Annotated in this window: 17 protein-coding genes; 13 read left to right on the forward strand and 4 right to left on the reverse strand. The window is 57.5% G+C overall.

The genetic code is table 11. The annotated features are described in order from the left end of the window. Nucleotides 1-236 precede the first annotated feature (236 nt). Entirely contained in the window at nt 237-1,091 is an 855-nt protein-coding gene (locus tag CUJ89_RS07825; protein ID WP_114176829.1) for a sugar phosphate isomerase/epimerase family protein, read from the reverse strand. Nucleotides 1,092-1,428: 337 nt separating this feature from the next. Between CUJ89_RS07825 and CUJ89_RS07830 the strand changes: the two genes are divergently transcribed. From CUJ89_RS07830 to CUJ89_RS07885, 12 genes are all read left to right on the forward strand, one after another. Further along, entirely contained in the window at nt 1,429-2,391 is a 963-nt protein-coding gene (locus tag CUJ89_RS07830) for a sugar ABC transporter substrate-binding protein (protein ID WP_236654931.1), read from the forward strand. Between the two features lie 95 nt (nt 2,392-2,486). Then, nucleotides 2,487-3,608 (forward strand): Gfo/Idh/MocA family protein, encoded by a 1,122-nt coding sequence (locus CUJ89_RS07835; protein WP_114178535.1) that lies wholly within the window; start codon nt 2,487-2,489, stop codon nt 3,606-3,608. Between the two features lie 480 nt (nt 3,609-4,088). Continuing rightward, complete coding sequence (locus CUJ89_RS07840) at nt 4,089-5,672, forward strand: sugar ABC transporter ATP-binding protein (protein WP_114176830.1); 1,584 nt, start codon at nt 4,089-4,091, stop codon at nt 5,670-5,672. Continuing rightward, on the forward strand, nt 5,665-6,675 hold the full coding sequence (locus CUJ89_RS07845) for an ABC transporter permease (protein ID WP_114176831.1): 1,011 nt from the start codon (nt 5,665-5,667) through the stop codon (nt 6,673-6,675). Before CUJ89_RS07840 ends, CUJ89_RS07845 begins: the two co-directional genes overlap by 8 nt. Nucleotides 6,676-6,687: 12 nt before the next feature. Further along, entirely contained in the window at nt 6,688-7,674 is a 987-nt protein-coding gene (locus CUJ89_RS07850; RefSeq protein WP_114176832.1) for an ABC transporter permease, read from the forward strand. A 174-nt stretch (nt 7,675-7,848) separates the two neighbouring features. Further along, nucleotides 7,849-8,730, forward strand: a complete 882-nt coding sequence (locus tag CUJ89_RS07855) for an intradiol ring-cleavage dioxygenase (RefSeq protein WP_114176833.1) — start codon at nt 7,849-7,851, stop codon at nt 8,728-8,730. Further along, on the forward strand, nt 8,727-9,077 hold the full coding sequence (locus CUJ89_RS07860) for a Dabb family protein (protein WP_114176834.1): 351 nt from the start codon (nt 8,727-8,729) through the stop codon (nt 9,075-9,077). The genes CUJ89_RS07855 and CUJ89_RS07860 overlap by 4 nt, the downstream gene beginning before the upstream one ends. Continuing rightward, entirely contained in the window at nt 9,064-10,128 is a 1,065-nt protein-coding gene (locus tag CUJ89_RS07865) for a maleylacetate reductase (RefSeq protein WP_114176835.1), read from the forward strand. The genes CUJ89_RS07860 and CUJ89_RS07865 overlap by 14 nt, the downstream gene beginning before the upstream one ends. Nucleotides 10,129-10,213: 85 nt before the next feature. Continuing rightward, nucleotides 10,214-10,498 carry a YciI family protein gene (locus tag CUJ89_RS07870; RefSeq protein WP_114176836.1) on the forward strand — a complete coding sequence of 95 codons (285 nt, stop codon included), beginning with the start codon at nt 10,214-10,216 and terminating at the stop codon, nt 10,496-10,498. 102 nt (nt 10,499-10,600) lie between these two features. Beyond that, nucleotides 10,601-11,404, forward strand: coding sequence for an SDR family NAD(P)-dependent oxidoreductase (locus CUJ89_RS07875; protein WP_114178536.1), 804 nt, complete (start codon nt 10,601-10,603; stop codon nt 11,402-11,404). 327 nt (nt 11,405-11,731) lie between these two features. Further along, nucleotides 11,732-12,724 carry an inositol 2-dehydrogenase gene (gene iolG / locus CUJ89_RS07880; protein ID WP_114176837.1) on the forward strand — a complete coding sequence of 331 codons (993 nt, stop codon included), beginning with the start codon at nt 11,732-11,734 and terminating at the stop codon, nt 12,722-12,724. A 122-nt stretch (nt 12,725-12,846) separates the two neighbouring features. After that, nucleotides 12,847-13,755 (forward strand): LysR family transcriptional regulator, encoded by a 909-nt coding sequence (locus tag CUJ89_RS07885; RefSeq protein ID WP_114176838.1) that lies wholly within the window; start codon nt 12,847-12,849, stop codon nt 13,753-13,755. Nucleotides 13,756-13,883: 128 nt separating this feature from the next. Here CUJ89_RS07885 and CUJ89_RS07890 read toward each other — a convergent pair whose 3' ends face one another. Further along, on the reverse strand, nt 13,884-15,134 hold the full coding sequence (locus CUJ89_RS07890) for an IS256 family transposase (RefSeq protein WP_114176554.1): 1,251 nt from the start codon (nt 15,132-15,134) through the stop codon (nt 13,884-13,886). A gap of 557 nt (nt 15,135-15,691) precedes the next feature. Between CUJ89_RS07890 and CUJ89_RS07895 the strand changes: the two genes are divergently transcribed. Next, the gene (locus CUJ89_RS07895; RefSeq protein WP_114176839.1) at nt 15,692-16,684 is read left to right on the forward strand and encodes an NAD(P)H-dependent flavin oxidoreductase; all 993 of its coding nucleotides are present in this window, start codon (nt 15,692-15,694) and stop codon (nt 16,682-16,684) included. Nucleotides 16,685-17,032: 348 nt separating this feature from the next. Here the strand turns inward: CUJ89_RS07895 and CUJ89_RS39050 are convergent, their stop codons facing one another. Further along, nucleotides 17,033-17,218 (reverse strand): hypothetical protein, encoded by a 186-nt coding sequence (locus tag CUJ89_RS39050; protein ID WP_415859044.1) that lies wholly within the window; start codon nt 17,216-17,218, stop codon nt 17,033-17,035. Nucleotides 17,219-17,811: 593 nt separating this feature from the next. Then, entirely contained in the window at nt 17,812-18,735 is a 924-nt protein-coding gene (locus CUJ89_RS07905) for a LysR family transcriptional regulator (protein ID WP_114178537.1), read from the reverse strand. Between the last annotated feature and the right edge of the window lie 429 nt (nt 18,736-19,164).

Below are 19,164 nucleotides of genomic sequence, written 5' to 3' on the forward strand. Positions count from 1 at the left end.
CTGAGATGGCAGGTTCGATCCGATTAGGAGGTCTCTGGCGCCTTGAGTGTCGACAAACATCACTTCCGCCGCGTGTTGCGCGGAGTCGAAAAGGCTGCGCGATCAATGCCGCATAGCTAGTCAGATCCAGGATCACGGAATTTCCACTGCAGCAATTGTTTGTCCGCTTTGCAGTGATCGGGCTAGCTATATGTCCGGGACCAACGGACGCGGCCGACGGTCCCGGCGCGCCTGCATTACTTGAACTGTTGAATCGTCGCGTTGTAGGCACGTGCTGCCATCTCTTCCAGCGGAAGCTTCCGCTCGACTTCGGACAGAATTTCGACGCCCCACGGACCGTCGAAGCCAGTCGCCTGGACAGCCTTAATGAACCCCTTGACATCGAGTACACCCTCGCCAGGAAGACGACGCTTGTGGCAGGTGTCCATCCAGAGAGGTTCGATCGCATAGCGATCTGCATCGTCAAGTTCGATGCCTTTGATGAATTGCGGCTTGATGGTTGCGATTTCCTTGAAATCGATGTTGCCGCGCGAGAGATGCCAAATGTCGAGCAGAAGACCAGCGTTCGCCTTGTTGGCGCCCTCGACGATCGCTTTGCCAGTCTCGATTGTGCGGATGTTGCTGAACGGCATGATTTCGAGCATTACCTGGGTGCCACGCTTCTCGGCGTCTTCGGCGAGCTTGGCGAACTCCTCCACCATCAGGGGGATGTTTGCGATGTCCTCGCCGATCCCAGGTCCGACTTTGACGATGCGCGCCCGCAATTCTTCAGCGGCCTTCAGGTAGTAGTAGCGCATGCTGTCGGACGCGCGACGACGTTCGCCGGTCTGATACCAATCGACGAGGAACTCGAACTCTACGTGCTTGATGTCGTTCGCTTCGAGGATACGTCGCATTTCTGCGAAGCCAATCTTGTCGACAGTCGCATAGATGTCCGAGTGAATGAGCCCAATGCCCGACCATCCTGCTTGGGCAGCGGCCTCAACGCGGTCCTTGAAGCTGAACGGGCTGATCTCAGTTGGACCAAACGGATACACGTCGCCCGATAGCGTGAAATAGGCTGCTACGAGCTCAACATTCGACTTTGACATTTCGATTCTCTCGATAGGGAACAGGTTGGTGACGACATAGTATGGTCGCCGTGTACCTGACTATCGCGTAGAAATCTGGGATGATAAACACATCTGCGTTCCACTGAATGTAGAAATTTTCTCTACGAAGAATAGGGGACATAGTGAGTCGAAGGCATCGAGCGAAATTGTGCACTTTGCCGTGGTGATCTGCGCTCTCTCAGCGCATATTTCCGCTACCCGGAAATAACTTTTCGTGGGCCCGCATTTTTCTTTGAGCTCGCAGCCCGTACTGTTGCCTCGAAAACATCAAAACCAACACGCTCAATATCGGGTGTGATCTAGAAGGAGACACAGTATGATCAATATCAATCGATATGTCGCCAGCGTAGCCATCGCAACGCTGGCGGCGAGCACAGCGGCGAGCGCGACCAGTCAGCCGCCGCGCGTTACGCTTCTGATGCCAACACAGAGCGTCGAATACTGGGCGCTCTACATCAAGGGCTTCAAGAAAGAGGCACAAGCTCAGGGCATTAACCTCGATGTGAAGGTTACGAACTACGACGCCAACGAACAGGCTACGCAGGTCGAGCAAGCTCTCGCACAAAAGCCGGACGTCATCGTGCTCGTCCCGGTCGACTCAAGTGCGATGGTCCCGTCGATTCGCAAAATCGACCAGGCGAAGATTCCGCTTGTGATTTCCAATTCGATGCCGGATCAGAAGTACTCCCGATACTGGAAGGTGTTCACCGGGCCGAACGACATCAGCAACGGCCAGGCCGCAGCCAAGGCCATGGTCCAGGGCTTCAAGGATAAGGGCTACGGTGCGACCGGCAAGGTGATCGTCATCAACGGGCCGATGGGTACTCCGCCGCAGCTCCAGCGCTATCAGGGGTTCGTTGATGAACTGAAAAAAGAGGCACCGGGAATTCAGGTCGTGGGCGCTCTTCCGGGCGACTGGGACGCCGTCAAGGCGGGCGCCGCCGCTTCGGCACTGTTCACGCAGTACAAGGACGTGAAGGGCGTCTACACCGAAAACGATGCACAGCTGCGAGGCACTGTTACCGCAGCCGAACGTCTTGGCCTCGATCCTTCCAAGCTTGTGCTCGTCGGCCACGGCTGCGACCAGTCCGGCGTCGACCTGATCAACGCCGGCAAGGCATACGCCGATGTCGAGCAGTCTCCTTTCGACGACGGCGCATATGCGGCCAAGGCAGCAAAGATGCTGGCTACCGGCGGTACCCCGCAGGCGCTCCAGTATCTGCCGAACCCGATCGCGACGAAGGCCGACGTGAAAGTCTGCTATTCCCAGAAGAAGTGATCGGCAGTTGAGGCAGTAGTCAATTCTGCCTCGCGCGCTCCAGTCATTTCGACGATCGCGGCACGACGTGCTGCGATCGATATTTGGAGGCTTGGATGAGACGAGAGATTGGTGTCGGCGTGATCGGAACAGGATTCATGGGAAGGGCACATGCGCTCGCCTACCGTGCTGTGCCCAACGCCTTCCCGGAGTCGTTATGGCCGCGCCTCGTCGCGGTGGCAGACGTCAATGAGGCGGGTGCGCGGCAAGCCCAGGAGCAGTTCGGGTTCGAGCGGGCAACCACGGACTGGAAATCACTGCTCATAGACGAGGCAATCAAAGTGATCTCCATCACGACGCCGTGCAGCCTTCATCGCGAGATGGCGCTTGCGGCGATATCAGCTGGCAAGCACGTGCACTGTGAAAAACCTATCGCCCCTTCCGCCACCGACGCACTGGCGATGGTCGAAGCTGCCGCGGCGGCAGGAGTGGTGACGCAGGTCGGATACAACTACATCAAGAATCCGATGCTTGCTCTTGCGCGCCGCATGATCGCCGATGGCGAGCTTGGCGACATTACCAGCTTTCGTGGTGTGCACGCCGAAGATTATATGGCAGACCCCGAAATTCCATACGGCTGGCGAGTGGACCCGGAAAATGGCGCAGGCGCGCTTGCTGAGATCGGCAACCATATCATCGGGCTGTCCCGCTTCCTTCTTGGGTCGATCGTGGAAGTGACAGCGCAACTCGAGACAGTAAACAAGGCACGCCCGGTCGCTGCCGGCGCGCGCGAGCGACGCGAGGTGAAGGTCGACGATATCGCACGCTTGATTGTCACTTTCGCGCGAGGCTGCGCGGGCACTCTCGAAGCGAACTGGGCAGCAACAGGGCGCAAGATGCAGCTCGAGTTCGAAGTCTATGGGACCAAAGGAGCGCTCATATTCTCCCAGGAGCGCTTCAACGAGCTTAATTTTTATCGCAGTGGCGACGACCCGCGTACTTCCGGATTTACTCGTATCGAGGCGGGGCCCGCACACCCACCGTATGCGAACTTCACAATTGCCGGGGGGCACCAGATTGGGTTCAACGATCTCAAGACCATCGAGATGGCGGGATTTCTCGATGCAATCGAGGGCGGGCAGAGGGCGTTTCCGGACTTCCAGGAAGCGTGGGAGATTCAGCGCGTCGTCGACTGCGCCATCAGGTCGTCTGTCGAGAGATGTTCGATCGCACTCTGAACGGGAGAGGGATGTTCCAAGTTGGGCGGCTACCGGTGCGAGATATTGCCGGAGCCGCATTTTTTTGACCTGAATCTTCTTCTCGAGTTTGTCGCCGATATTTCCGCCGAGAGGAAAGATCATTTTTCCTCCCGGCATTTTTCTTTTCGGAGCGATGAAATAATATTTTCGTCAACAATCGCGAAATCGCCGCAGCGGTCCACGACACGGAGGCAACGCGTTGTCAAAAGCTTGGGCGTAGCGCACACCACCGTCCCTTCTCACGGTGGCTTCACCCTGCGATGACCGATCAGATGTGGTAGTCGGCACTGGCTTGTAGAAGTGCGATCGGCGACCTCTGTCGACCGTGGTGTGCCGTCCGATTATTGATGCGATGCGGATCCGAGATTGATTGACGGTGACAGAGGGGCGGTGCAACAAGGTGGATGCAGGACTATAGGCGAATTGGCGACTCGACCGATTCACCATTGGAGGAAGACAATGCTACTAGATCCGATCAACGGTGTTCCTACCGTTGAAACACCGAGCCTGATGAGCGCCAGAAACCTCACCAAGCAATACGGCGGCGTCAAGGCACTGACAGGAGTGAGCCTGGAGCTCGTCCCCGGCGAAATCCACGCGCTTTGTGGTGAAAATGGCGCAGGGAAAAGCACGTTCATCAAAATTCTTGGGGGGCTGGTTGAGCCAGACAATGGTTCGATCATTGTTGCTGGCCAGCAGTTGAAGCTCGGTCATCGCACGGATCCCAAACTAATCTCGATTGTTCACCAGGAGTTGGCGATTGTCCCCACCCTCTCGGTGCTCGACAACATCCTTCTGGGCGGCTCGGACCAGCACACGATCTATTTGCGTAGCCGCTATCGCGATACGGTTCGTGGACATCTCGATTCTGTTGGACTCTCGCACGTAAAGCTGGAAACGCAAGCGTCGCGACTGAGTCTCGCTGAGTGTCAATTGGTCGAGATTGCGCGAGGCATGTCTCGGCAGGCAAAAATTCTTTTACTCGACGAACCGACCGCCACACTGTCGGACGCCGAAATCGTGCGCGTGTTTGATGTTGCGCGACGTCTGCGGGATCAAGGGGCGGCGATGATCTTTGTCAGTCATCGACTTGACGAGGTCTTTGCATTAACCGACCGAATTACTGTCTTTCGAAACGGTCAGCACGTTATCACGAGCAAAACCTCCGATATGACTACCAGCGAGGTGGTGAAGGCGATGATTGGTCGTGAACTCGTGCGTCGTCCCGTCAAGGAAACGAAAGAACATACGTCGCTTCCGTCGCGTCTGTCGGTGAGGAATCTCAACGTCGGAGACAAACTGCAAGATCTCAGCATCGACGTCGCACCGGGGGAGATCGTAGCGGTCGTCGGACAGCTCGGATCTGGTGCCGAAATGGTCGTAGAAGCGCTCGCTGGGCTCCGCGGCGACGTCTCGAAGTCTGTGAAGTTGGATGGGGAGCCGGCAAAGATCGACAGCGTGGGAAGCGCTCTTCGTTGCGGTATCGGTTACGTCGCCGAGGATCGCGCAGACAAGGGCGTGTTTCTTGACGCTCCGATCGGTATCAACATCACCGCATCGGTAATGTCGAAGTTCAGCCGCGCTGGCGTCATGCAGCGAGCGGCTGAGGCGGCGGAAGCGAGGCGTCTCGCCGGCATGTTTGCGATAGATGCGAAGCGGCTGCCGCACGAGGTCTCCACCCTAAGCGGCGGTAACCAGCAGAAGGTCTCGCTCGCCAAGGCGGCGGCGCTCGCGCCGAAGCTCCTGCTGCTGAACGAGCCAACGCGCGGTGTGGATATCGGGGCGCGCAGCGAAATCTATTCGACCCTGCGGAAGATGGCGGACGATGGTTTGGCCGTGGTTTTCTACTCGACCGACCTTGAGGAAATCCTCGAACTCGCGGATACGGTGGTGACGATCTTCCGAGGTCAGATGGTTCGTCGCAAGCCGCGACACGAGATCGATGGCGATACGGTCCTGCATGACATCGTCGCAGGTGAGGGCGAGGCGGCGGGTGACCACGCTTCGCTCAGAACTCAACGCGTGGAGGCTGGCCATGCATAAAACCGCTCTTGAACCCTCTATGCGGGCTTCCCCTACATTCTATAGGCGCTGGGCTTCGGCCCTGTTCGGCAGCACGAGTATTCATGCGGGCTCCATCCGAGTTGCAACGCTATTGCTGATCATCGTTGCAGCGGTCGTCGTTCCTCATTTCACCGATTTCGGCAACGTCCAGTCGCTGATGTACTCGGTTTCCGCGGTCGGAGTCGGTGCAGTCGGGATGGCGCTCGTCACACTGAGCGGAAATCTGTTCATGCTCTCGATGGGCGCGACGGCTGCGGTGTCGACGGTAATGTTCGCTGCACTGATCCACCTCGGACTCGGCGTAACCGTTCTCGCCGTCGTTCTTGCTGGTCTTGCGATGGGCATTGCGCAGGGCGCCATCATCGCGCTGGGCAGGGCGAATCCGATCATCACGACGATCGCGACCTCTTCCATCATTCTCGGCGCAGGCGTGCTCTATACCGGCGGCCTTACCATCATCGGAGATGGCGATGCAACCTGGCTCGGTCAAGGCAAGTTCTTTGGCTGGTTGCCGACCCAGATCATCGTACTCGCCGTTTTCGTGATCATCGGGAGTTTCATACTGCAGAAGACGCGTATCGGACGGGAGATCAGGTTCATTGGCATGCGTTCGGAGGTTGCTCGCATCGCGGGTCTGCGCCTGATGGCGGCCACCCTGTTCTGCTACGGATTTGCAGGCGCGGCGGCGGCGCTCGCCGGATCTCTCATCGCATCGTCGTCCGCGCAAGGAAATCTCACCTACGGGGTCGATCTCGACTTCAACGCAATCGCCGCAGTGCTGGTCGGCGGTATCTCGATCCGTGGCGGACGCGGACAGATATCGGACGCGGTTACCGGCGCCATCTTCCTCGCTGTGATCAGTAATATCCTGCTCGTGAGCGGCGTTAGTTACGAGTATCAATTGGTCGTCAAAGGCATGGTGGTGCTGGGGGCGGTCGTGTTCGGTGCGTTGCTCGCCCGTCTCGGGCCCAGCAAGAAATAAGCGGAGAGCGAAATGAATCAATCTCAACGTCTTCTGAATTTTGTGATTCGTTCGGTCCTGCTAATCGGCATGCCCGTGTACTTCGGCCTGACCGTCGATCACTTCTTCTCAGCGGCCAACCTGTACGCGATTTTCCAGGCTTTCGCCTTCCTCGGCATCGTAGCGCTGGGCTTGTCGGTGACGATGGTTGCTGGTGAATTCGACCTCAGTGTGGCGGCGCTTGCGACTGTCGCGGGCCTGATCACCGTGAAGTTTGGCGGCGACAGTGCGGTACTTGGCCTGGTCTATGCCGTCTGCTTCGGCATCGTGGTGGGTATCGCGAACGCGGCGCTTTTGCCCTGGCTTGGTGTGTCGTCGCTCGTCACAACGGTCGGCTCGATGATGTTCCTCACGGGCGTCGGTTACTGGTTAGCTGGCGGGCGTGTCCTGAGCTGGGCGAATCTCGATGCGAGCGACTTCCTGGATCAGAACATCTTTGGCATCTTCTCCCCGCGTAGCCTGATTACCATCTTCTGCTATGTGGTCGTATCGCTGCTTTTGCGATATACCACGCTCGGTCGGGACATCTATGCAGCGGGTGGACACCGGAAGGCTGCCGTCCAGAGCGGCGCGCGAGTCGGCGCTGCATTGACAGTAGGTTTTGCAATCTCCGGCAGTCTTTCAGCGCTCGGTGGAGGACTGCTATCGCTAAGCCTTGCGACTGCGTCCGCGACGATGGGAAGTAATGTCCTACTTCAAGCTGCGTCGGCGGCCATTGTGGGTGGTGTGGCACTTGAGGGCGGGATCGGTACGCCGCTCGGCGTCGCAGTCGGCGTTCTGATCCTGACGGTGCTCAATAATGGACTCGGTTTGCTCAATGCGACATCGACCGAGATCCTGCTCGTAAACGGTCTGCTTCTTTTGATGGTGGTGCTGCTGGATGGTCGTTTGGGCGGCGTACTGGCCAACCCCTTGGCTCGTATGGTCCAGACTCGTTTCGTGAGAGGCACTCGGGCCTGAAAAATGGTGGTGGCTGCGACTTGGCTTGCATAGCGCAGCGGCGTTGGAATAGACGACGGAGTATTCTTCCGGCGCCCGGAAATGTCATTTCACCGGAGCGCATTTTATTTCCCGCGGCGAAGCTTTAACTTTGTCGGACGACGCTTGCGAGATCGCACAACGGAGACATTTGAAATGCGCAATATCAACGAAGACACCATCACGCTTGCTGTGATCGAATCGTTTGCAAAGTGCGAGGACCCTCGTCTGCGAACGATCATGACGCATCTCGTGCAACACCTGCACGCCTTTGCTAGAGAGGTGAAGCTAACCGAGGCCGAGTGGTTCAAGGCCATTTCATTTCTCACTGAGGTCGGTCACATCACAGACGACAAGCGTCAGGAATTCATTCTGCTTTCGGATACGCTCGGCCTGTCCATGCTGGTGACGGCTCAGAATAACAGCAAGCCTGCAAATTGCACTGAGGCGACGGTATTCGGACCGTTTTTTCTGGAGGGGGCTCCCATCTACACCAACGGAGACGACATCTCCAATGGTGCGCATGGTGCACCGTGCTACGTAAAAGGCCAAGTAAGAGGCACCGACGGTGAAGGTTTGCCGAATGCATGGCTTGACGTGTGGCAGTCAGACGAAGACGGCTTCTACGACGTTCAGACCCATACTGGCGATGGGCCTACGGAACATCGTGCTCGGGGGCGGATTCGAACTGATGCCGAGGGGTACTTCCACTTTCGGTCGATTCTCGCTGAAGCTTACCCCATCCCCCACGATGGGCCGGTAGGTCGGATGCTTAATGCGACGGGGCGTCACCCATGGCGGCCGGCCCACCTGCATTTCATGCTTCAGGCGCCTGGCTACGAGACACTGATCACGCACGTGTTCCGGAATGGCGATCAGTATCTCGACTCTGACGTGGTCTTCGGCGTCCGTTCTTCGCTGATAGCAGACTGGGTTCGCCACGAGCCGGGAATCGCACCAGACGGCAAGGTATTCGACGTACCGTGGTACTCGCTCGACTTCGATTTCGTACTCAATCCTTCGGAGACTACTGCATGATCCGGCATATCGTTATGTGGCGCGTGCGCGGGGATACGGACGCCGAGCGTGCGGCGGCATCGGAGCTTGTGAAGGCAAGGTTCGAAGCGTTGCGTGGCCGAATTCCCGGGATGCACCATCTTGAGGTAGGGATCGACTTAAGCGGCGTTGACTATGCATGCGACGTGGTACTGGTGACCGAATTCGAGTCCCGTGAGGCGTTGGAGGCCTACGCTTCCCATCCTGAGCATTTACGTGTTCGCACGGAGCTCGGTGATTTGCGGACGGCACGGTTTCAGGTCGACTATGAAATTGACCGTAACGTGATGCGTACGATCAACGCGGAGCACGTACATGAAAAAGCTTGAATTTTTATATCAGGCGCGCCAGGGCCGTGTTGTATTTGGTGCGGGTAGCTTGCAGCACCTTGAGCGCGAAGTTCTCGAACTGGGGGCAGAGCGGGCGCTGATTCTTTGTACGCCGGAACAGAGCGGGACTGCGGAGGCGGTAGCTGAGCGTCTGGGCGCCCGTGCCGCAGCCATTTTCGACAAGGCCGTGATGCACGTCCCTATTGAACTCGCTCGCGAAGCACGTGAGTTGGCACGGGAACTGAACGCAGACTGCGCTATCGCTGTGGGCGGGGGCTCCACGGTTGGTCTCGGGAAGGCAATCGCGATGGATTCCGGTCTTCCCATTCTGGCAATCCCAACGACCTACGCCGGCAGCGAGATGACGGCTATCTATGGCATCACCGAGGGTGGCCTGAAGAAGACGGGAACCGATGTCAGGGTGCTTCCGAAAACGGTAATTTACGATCCGGATCTGTCGATCACATTGCCGGTTGGATTGTCGGTGACGAGTGGTATAAACGCGATTGCACACGCAGCAGAAGCACTGTATTCCCGCGATGCGAATCCGGTGATCAGCCTGATGGCCGAAGAGGGAATCTCGGCGTTGGCCCGGGCGCTGCCGGGCATTGTTGCTAATTCAACTGATATCAATGCACGCTCGCAGGCGCTTTATGGAGCGTGGTTGTGCGGGACGGTGCTTGGTAGCGTTGGTATGGCGTTGCATCATAAGCTCTGCCATACCCTTGGAGGGAGCTTTAATCTCCCGCACGCCCAGACCCATACTGTCGTGCTCCCACATGCGCTCGCGTACAACAGGCAAGCAGCACCAGAAGCGATGACACGCATCGCACGCGCGATCGGCGCCGACGATGCGGCGATTGGCATCTACGAGTTAGCAAAGGCGAATGGCGCTCCGGTCGCGTTGAAGGAAATTGGTATGAAAGCCGAGGACGTGGCGAAAGCTGCCGAAATTGCCAGTTCGAATCCGTACTGGAATCCGCGGCCTATCGAGCGTGAAGCGATCCACGCTCTGCTGCAGGATGCGTTTGACGGGGTGCGCCCGAGCTAGGGCGACACAAGTCGGCACTCGCGAATGACGGTGACAACCGTCCGCGCGTGAGTGCACCAGCCATTTGAAGCTCTGGAGGTGCGATATGCATTTCACTGTCTATTGTCTTGACCATGATGCTGTCGTCGAGCGCCGGCTCGAACACTACGACGCCCACAAAGCCTATCTTCAAACTTCCCCGGTGAAAACACTGATCTCGGGCCCGCTGACCAAAGCGGATGGAACCACGATGATCGGAAGTTTCTTCCTCTATGAAGCCGAAAGTATCGGTGACGTCGAGGCGTTCGTCGGGAATGATCCTTTCAATAAGGCGGGGATATGGAAGTCGATCGATATCAGACCATTCATAAAGCGCGTCGATAACCGATAACATAGAGCCGTCGGGTAGTCGGCGTTAGCCGGCGCAAGATGAACAGGAATATTTCTGTTTTTCAAATTAAGAGGATTGCTGATAAATATTAAGGAGACAAACATGGAAACAGGTCTTGATGGAAAGATCGTCCTCGTGACTGGCGCAGCAAAGGGAATTGGTCGCTCAACGGCAGTCGCGTTTGCGAAGGAAGGAGCACGGCTGTGCCTCGTGGATATCGATGGCGGGGCACTCGAAGAGGTTCAGTCGGAACTTCGAGCGATGGGGACTAACGTAAGTATCGCGCAGGCCGACCTCTCGAAGGCCACTGGTGTCTCAGAAGGGATCGATTCAGTGCTGCACCGGTATAACGGGCAGGTCGATGTTCTCGTGAACAACGTAGGCGCAGGCAAGGTGCGGACCTTCGAGGACCTCTCGGACGAGGATTGGGAATTTACCCTGAACCTAAACTTTATGAGCTACGTGCGCGCATGCCGCCACCTGCTTCCTGCACTTCGTGCACGAGAGAAGGCTGTCATCATCAACAATGCATCCGATTTGGCACGGCAGCCAGAGCCGGTTCCCATCGACTATTCGGCGTCGAAAGCGGCCGTGCTGGCTCTGACCAAAGGGCTGGCTCGCGCCGAGGCACCGCGGATTCGCGTCAACGCTGTCGCCCCAGGGCCGGTATGGACGCCTTTCTGGACTAAAGAAGGCGGCTTCGCAGATACGATGGGGAAATTCCATGGAATGGCGCCACGCGAAGCCGTCGAACACGAACTCTCGCTGCGTCAACTACCGTTAAACCGGTTAGGTCAGCCGGAGGAAGTCGCGAATGTGATCGTGTTCTTGGCGTCAGATCTCGCTTCGTTTGTAACTTCTGCCGTTTGGGGCGTAGATGGCGGCAGCATTCGAAGCCTTATCTGATAACGAGCGTGTGTGTGGCGTCAGTGTTGGCTCACCATTCGCGTGTTCCCTGCGGCGTGTCGATGCCGTCGAGACGTAGAAGGGGCTAGGCTTTCTTGATCGTCGATGTCGACCCAGCACGGATGCGCTGGCCATCTGCCTTGGCGGGGGCGACGGTAGGACCGAATAGCGGTCGAAATTGCGGTCGCACGAAGGGAGCGGACGTGGATGTCTCAGAGTATAGATCCGATGGTTCATAACGCGCCAAAGGGCTCTGGCTCCCCGTGATTATTGACCTTTAATAGATAGCGTGCCGGATGGGCGCGTAGATGTAATCGGGAGACTTGTATGTTGCGAATTGCTGTCCTTGGTGCGGGACGTATTGGAAAAATCCATGCGGCAAATGTGGCCGCGGACCCCCGTCTCGAACTGGTTGTTGTTGCCGATCCGAACGAGGCGGCAGTCGCCGAATTGGCGAGTCAACTCAACTGCGACTTCAGCCTCGATTGTGCGACGGTCGTCGATCGCGAAGATGTGGACGCGGTAATCGTCGGTACCCCGACGGACACCCACATAGACCTTATGTTGCGCGCTGTACGAATTGGAAAGCCGGTTCTCTGCGAGAAGCCGATCGACCTCGACATCGACCGGGCACTCGTTGCCGTCGAGGAAATTGAGCGATTGCAAGGCAAGGTAATGCTTGCTTTCAACAGACGATTCGATCCGGACGCGATTGCGCTGAAGAAGGCAATTCTCGATGGCGAGGTGGGGGATGTTCGCCAAATCATCATCACGAGCAGGGATCCGGGCCTTGCGCCGCGAGAATACCTTCGCCATTCAGGGGGCATTTTCCGCGATATGACCATCCATGACTTCGACACCGCTCGCTGGCTGCTGGGCGAGGACCCGGTCGAGGTGATGGCGATGGGCAATCGCCTGGTTGATCCGGGCCTGGAAGAGATCCCGGATTTCGATAGCGTGATGGTGCTGATACGAACTGCATCGGGGAAGCAGTGCCATATCAACGGCTCAAGACAAGCTGTCTACGGCTTTGATCAGCGCGTGGAGGTTTTCGGCTCGAAGGGGATGCTCCTCAACGAGAACCATCGTCCGTCTAGCCTACGTCGATGGACGAGCAGTGCAACAGAAGTGCGCGATCCGCTGCTCCACTTTTTCCTCGAGCGGCATGCGGACTCGTATCGTGTTGAGCTCAACGCATTTGTCGACGCGCTACAGAGGAGCACTGGAATGCCCGCGACCCCTCGTGATGGCATTAAAGCGCTGCGAATCGCGAATTGCGCACTTGAGGCAGCTTGGACGGGACGCGCCGTCCGGATCTGAGGGCGGCAGATTTCGAGGGACGCCGATAAGGCGAATACTCCTGCGAGCCGTTGAGTGGAAGTTGACAACCACCCGATCCATGTCATATATGGAGAGAGTGATTCTCCGATAGGGCATTTTTCATGGCTCAGCCCGAATCCTTCAGCGGCGTTGCGATCTTCGTCGCCGCCGCCAAATCTCGCAGCTTTACGGACGCGGCGGACCAACTCGGGCTTACAAAGTCTGCAGTTGGCAAGTCGATTGCCAAGCTCGAGGAGCGCCTTGGCGCGAAGCTCTTTCACCGGACCACGCGAAGCATCGCCCTCACTGCCGACGGTGAGGCCTACTTTGCTGCGTGCTCGGCTGCACTAGATGAAATTTCGGCGGCCGAAGCCGCACTGGGTCCAGGTCAGCAACGACCGGTGGGGCGGTTGCGCATTGATATGCCGGCTGCATTCGGGCGCCGCGTGCTGGTTCCGATCCTTCTCAAAATTGGCCGAGAACACCTCGACCTCCAGTTCACGATGACGTTCTCCGATCACATCATTGATCCGATTGAGGAGGGCGTGGATCTCGTAGTGCGATTTGGCGAGCTCCAAAGTTCTAGCGGGCTTGTGGCACGCCGCTTAACGAGCCAGAGGATGGTGATAGCGGCCGCTCCGGAATATCTCAAGCGAAACGGAACTCCCAAGACGGTTGATGATCTCCAGCATCACTCGTGTATCGTGGGCTATCGCAGAGGACAACCTCTGTCATGGCGTATCAATACAGATGGTGAGTCAAAGCGAATCTCACCACCGCCCACTCATCAGATCAGCGATGGTGACACCATTGTCGACGCAGCGTTATCTGGATTAGGTATTTGTCAGATGCCAATGTCGCTTGTCCGGCGAGGCTTACAGGAGGGCACCTTGGTATCGGTGCTCGACGAAGTGTCGAAGGAGTTGATCGACGTGCATGTAGTTTGGCCGAAAGTCGCACATCTCCGACCAAAAGTCCGCCATGTTGTTGATACGTTGGTTGGTCTGGCTGGAGAGGGGGCACTCGACTGACGTTTTCGACCCATCTATGCTTGCTGCCGAAATTGAAATAGGCCGATAAGTTATCGAACTTCTTGCTGCATCCGGAAGCGGGGAAGCGGGGGGTGTCAGAATTTCCGTGTTCAAGGCGGGTGGAGTAATTACACGGAAGGCCGAGCGAATCGATCTGCGTAAAGGATAGCGAATTGGTTCATGGCCGTCTTCCAGTCATGAGCGGCACTTCCCCAATTCGCGGTGATGTTGCGCAAGGCCAGCCAGATGAGTTTGGTGGCTGCCTCGTCGGTCGGGAAGTGACCCCGGGTCTTGATGATCTTGCGCAGCTGCGAGTTGATATTTTCAATCGCGTTCGTCGTGTAGATGATCTTGCGCACACCCGGCGGAAACGCAAAGAACGGGATCACGCGATCCCAGGCGTTGCGCCACGCGCTACTGACGGTCGGGAATTTCTGACCCCACGGCCCATCCGCAAACGCATCGAGTTCGGCCTGAGCTGCTTCCGCGCTGGGAGCGGCGTAGATCGGCTTGATCGCGGCGGCCAGTCCTCGGCGATCTTTCCAACTGGCGTAATCGAGGCTGTTGCGGATCAGATGGACGATACAGGTTTGCAGCGTAGTCGCCGGAAACACCACCGCCAGAGCTTCGGGCATGCCCTTAAGACCGTCGGTGACGGCGATCAGGATGTCGTGAACGCCGCGCGTCTTCAGATCGTTGAACACCTTCATCCAGAACTTGGCACCCTCGGTATTCTCGATCCACAGGCCCAGGATCTCCCGGGTGCCGTCGGGCAGCACGCCCAGCGCCAGGTACACCGCCTTGTTGCGCACGACGGCGTCTTCGCGAATCTTGACCCGCAGTGCGTCGAAAAACACGACCGGATACATCGGTTCAAGCGGTCGGGCCTGCCAGGCAGTCACTTCGGCCATGACTTCGTCGGTGACCGAGCTGATGAAGTCGGGCGAGACCTCCGTACCGTACTGTTCCAGCAGGAAGCCCTGGATCTCGCGTACGGTCATGCCTCGGGCATACATGGCGACGATCTTGTCGTCGAAGCCGGTGAAGCGCCTTTCGTGCTTGGGAATCAGGACGGGTTCGAAGCTGCCGTCGCGGTCACGCGGCACCTCGATGCGGATCGGACCGTCTTCGGTCAGAACCGTCTTGGCGCCTTTGCCGTTGCGCTGATTCGTGGCGTTGGCCGGCTTGGCAGCACCGAGAGGGTAGCCGAGATGATGGTTCATCTCGCCGCCCAGCGCACGCTCGATCAGCGCCTTCTTGAGCGCCAGCGTCGCGGCATTGATGGCTTCAGCCGTCATCGGGCCGTTGCCGAACTGCTCAAGCAGCTCGGCCGGAATCGCCGGCAGCGCCGCCGGCTGGGCTTTCGGTTTGCGAGGCATAAACTCTCCTTGAGAGCATGTTATGCCTTAAACACAAAATTCCTGACAGGCCCGGGAAGCGCGATCAAGTTTGTTTCGCTACGCTAACTCGCTCTCATCGTCGACGCGGAGCACCCGAGATAGTTCGCTAGCGAATGGCTTATCCTGGCGTCCGACGGGTGTCGCACGAAATCAGCGAACTCGAAGTCAACACGTTCTCACGTTCTCCAAGACATGATAGCACTGGCATCGACTCGCGGCGATCCGCTCTCTACAGGATGGCCAAGGCGTTGCACGTCGGGCTCATATGTGCGAAAGGACTCCGTTCAACTCATACAAGCAAATACCAACGGTCCCCTTACGGCACGTAGGCCCGCAAACGGGTGTGCCGTCGCCCGACGTCGGAACCCTTCGATCGATTTGCGATGGCACTTTGTCCGGAGTCGATGGAGATTTCAGTTGAACACATGTTCAATATCAACGAGAATGTGGGTAGGAGTAGCCGTTTACGTCGACCCTTGTCGGGTTGAACATCCACTCAGGTAAATTGTAATCGACCGGTAGGAGGAAGCTGCATCATGCGCCCTCAGATGTTCAAGACGCGAATCACCGATCTGCTCGGCATTCGCCACCCGCTTCTTTGCGGCGGTCTCGGGCCTCGTGTGTCCGACGCACGGTATGTCGCGGCGGTCGTCAATGCGGGCGGTATGGGTTTCATTGTCGGTGCCGGCTTTCCGGATCCCGACGAATTTCGCAACGAATTGCGCACCTGCCGCGAACTGGCCGGTGCGAAGAACTTCGGCGTCAATCTCTACATCTCGCGGCAAGCGGGCGGAGTGGAGCGAGTCGAGCAACAGATCCGCATTCTGATCGAAGAGAAGATTGCCTGCGTCGAGACGTCCGGTGCGATACCGGAAGGAGTCATACCGCCGCTAAAGGAGGCGGGCATCAAGGTTTTGCACAAGGTGGCCGCTGTGCGCTATGCGCATACGGCGGTGCGGATGGGTGTCGACGGCGTAATTGTCGTTGGCAATGAATGTGGCGGCCATCCCGGTATTTATCAGATCGGCAGCATCGTGCAGGCCGCGCAGGCACCGCGGGAAATCGCGTTACCTGTTGTGATTGGTGGCGGCATCGGTACCGGTCGGCAGCTTGCCGGCGTGCTTGCGATGGGCGCCGACGCGGTCACCATGGGTACGCGCATGATGGTTGCCGAAGAGTTGTGGATCCATCCTGAGGTCAAGGCGAAGGTGGTGGCGGGCAACGGCAGCGAAAGCGTCGTTGTCAAGTCTGCGATTCGCGATCACCATCGCGTTCTGCGCAATGAGAGTGCCGAGGCGGTCATGGAACTCGATCGCGCGCAGGTGACCGATTTCGAGCAGTTCCGTCCCCACGTCATGGGCGCACTCGCGCACAATGCTTACGTGACAGGCGACACGCGCAAGGGCATGATCGACTATGGCCATGCCGCGGTCTTTGCCGACGAGGTCAGGAAGGTCGAGGCCATATTCGATGAGATCATCGACGACGCGGTAGCTGCGTCGAGCCGACTGGGTAGGCTGACTACGTAGACGGCTTGCATGGCGGCGATAGTGCGGGGCGCGGACCGGACGATTCAGCATTCATGAGCCTTGGGCTATAGTCTGCCGCGTACGGGGTGAGGGATACAGTAAGTTCAATTCCAACACCGTGGACGTTGCGTGATGCCCGGCTTCGACGCGCTTACGAGCCGTCTCTAAGCCTCCGAACAAAGAGGTAAGATCGCTACTCGGAACGTTCAAAGGCGTTTCCACAGGCGGCTTGAGACGCGTTTTTCTTGCCGCGTGTTGTGCGTTCTGACGGAGCCCGGCGGACACGGGAATTGGACTCCCTTTGTCAGTTCATGGGAATCGACTCTACCTGTTCCGAGTGAAAACGGGCTAGAAAACCGTACCTCCTTCTCGGCATTGAGGTCCTAGTCGTACTGTCGTAGACGGCTTGATACGGCTCCTGTGGCTGCTGAATAAGCCACTCCACATTTCGAAGAGAACCAGTTCGTCCGCCGCGTCGCGGTCTTCGCTGAGCACTGCACTCACGAACGATGGTTCTTCGGCCATCGCTCGCATCAGTTCGTTGAGATGCGGCACGAACAGGGGTTTGGTCGTGGGAGTGAGCTTGAATCGGACGTAGAGAGATGGCACGGTGCGTATTCCTCAGCGTTCGCTTTGCTGGCGATGAACTCCACGCGAGGCTGACGATGGGAGCTCTGTCGAGCCGTCGACGGCTCGGTGCTCGGCCTCGCGGGAGGAAATTTCATCCACCGAAGCTGCGTTGGGACAGGGGTAGCAACGACCAGTAGATAGACCGCGTGCGCATGGATATGGCCGCGGCGTTCGGTCGACGTGTACTGTGTTTCGATCTTTCTTAAGATCGGCCGGGAGCATCCTGATTTCCGGTTCACGATGACCTTCTCCGATTACATCATTGACCCGATTGAGGAGGGCGTCGGCCCCGGAGTGCGTTCGCATCGTCACATTTCCACAATAGATCCGCCTCCTGAGCAACTTCCGACACGGCAATTGTCGCGTTAGTGGATGCTTCGTAAGAGGGCGTATTGCGAGTCATACCACTTGTACAGGATCATAGGCGCCACATTGATGCCCCGCAGTGGTGATGCGTCGGACAGTGTTCGCATATTCCATAGCTCATCCTGCCCGTATCACGCGGCAAACGTCAGCCAGCGCTGTTCGAGCTTGAGTCTTTTGACGCGTTCGATGAGAAAGTCAGCAAATACCCGGATTTTTGCAGGGTGATGCAGTCGGCTCTGATAGGCGAGATTGATTGCCAGACGCGGTAGCTGCCAGTCCTCGAGAACAGGAATGAGTCGTCCAGACACGATGTCGTCGTGAATGATGTAGAGCGGCTGGACGACAATGCCTAAGCCGGCATGGCCCGCAGCAACGATTACCTGACCTTCATTCGAGTCCAGAGTGCTTGTTATCGAGACGTTGCACTCTTCCGTGCCTCGACGCAGATGAAGGGAATACGGATCTGCTGCCAGACTGTATACGAGCATGTTGTGCCGCTCCAGATCGTGGGGCGTTTCCGGCCGTCCATGTGCGGCAAGGTACGACGGCGATGCTGCGAGTACCCGCCTAGTTTCCGCGAGACGACGAATCGTAATTCCCGAGTCACCTTCGTGTTCTTTTGTCCGGATAGCGATGTCGATCCCTGCTTCTATGAAGTTCCGATATTGGTTCGCCGCGACAATCTGAACGGACATGTTGGGGTAACGTTGCAGGAATTCCGGCAGGGCAGGCGCGATATGCATCATCGCAAAGGAAACGGAGCTTGTGACGCGCAATACGCCTCGAGGATTAAGCGCTTCCTCTGATGCGATTGAATCCGCTTCCGTCAATTCGGCAAGGACGACAGTACACCGTCGATGGTACTCGCGCCCCGCATCTGTCAGCCACATACGGCGAGTAGTACGTTCGATCAAGCGAGTACCAAGGCGCTCCTCGAGCGCGCTCAGTGTGCGACTCGCCGCAGCGTTGGACATATCCAACTGTTCCGCGGCCTTCGACAGACTACCAAGGTCGGCTGTTAGAACGAACAACTGCAGTTGAGTCCAGCGGTCCATCATTTTCCTCGTCTTGGCATTGCGGAAGAATCAGGAAAGATTGTTTCATCCGCTTGACGTCAATATGCCGCAGACGTGAGATTCAATAAACACACTTAGGCTCGCCAGTTTGTAGAGTTTTTTTCTCCAGTGGTTTGGAAGGGGCCTGATGTTGTTGGAACGAAGTGGCCGGTCTAACGCAGTGCAGCCGAGATGACAGGCGCAGTTGCGCGCGGTTGCGTCACGGTGCATCGAATCTTCAAGGCGTGCCCTCTAGTTGGAGGTTTCTTCGAGGTGGACTTGCCCATCCATTGGCCACAAAGTGTAGAGCGTGACGCTACCGTCGCCCATCAGGTCACCTCCAATGCCATCACCGGGTCTACTGGGTATCATTCCCATAGCGTCAGTGGTGTTGTGCCGATGACTAAACGTCCGTATCTAGCAGTAGAG

This window comes from Burkholderia pyrrocinia (assembly GCF_003330765.1).
Classification (GTDB): domain Bacteria; phylum Pseudomonadota; class Gammaproteobacteria; order Burkholderiales; family Burkholderiaceae; genus Burkholderia; species Burkholderia pyrrocinia_B.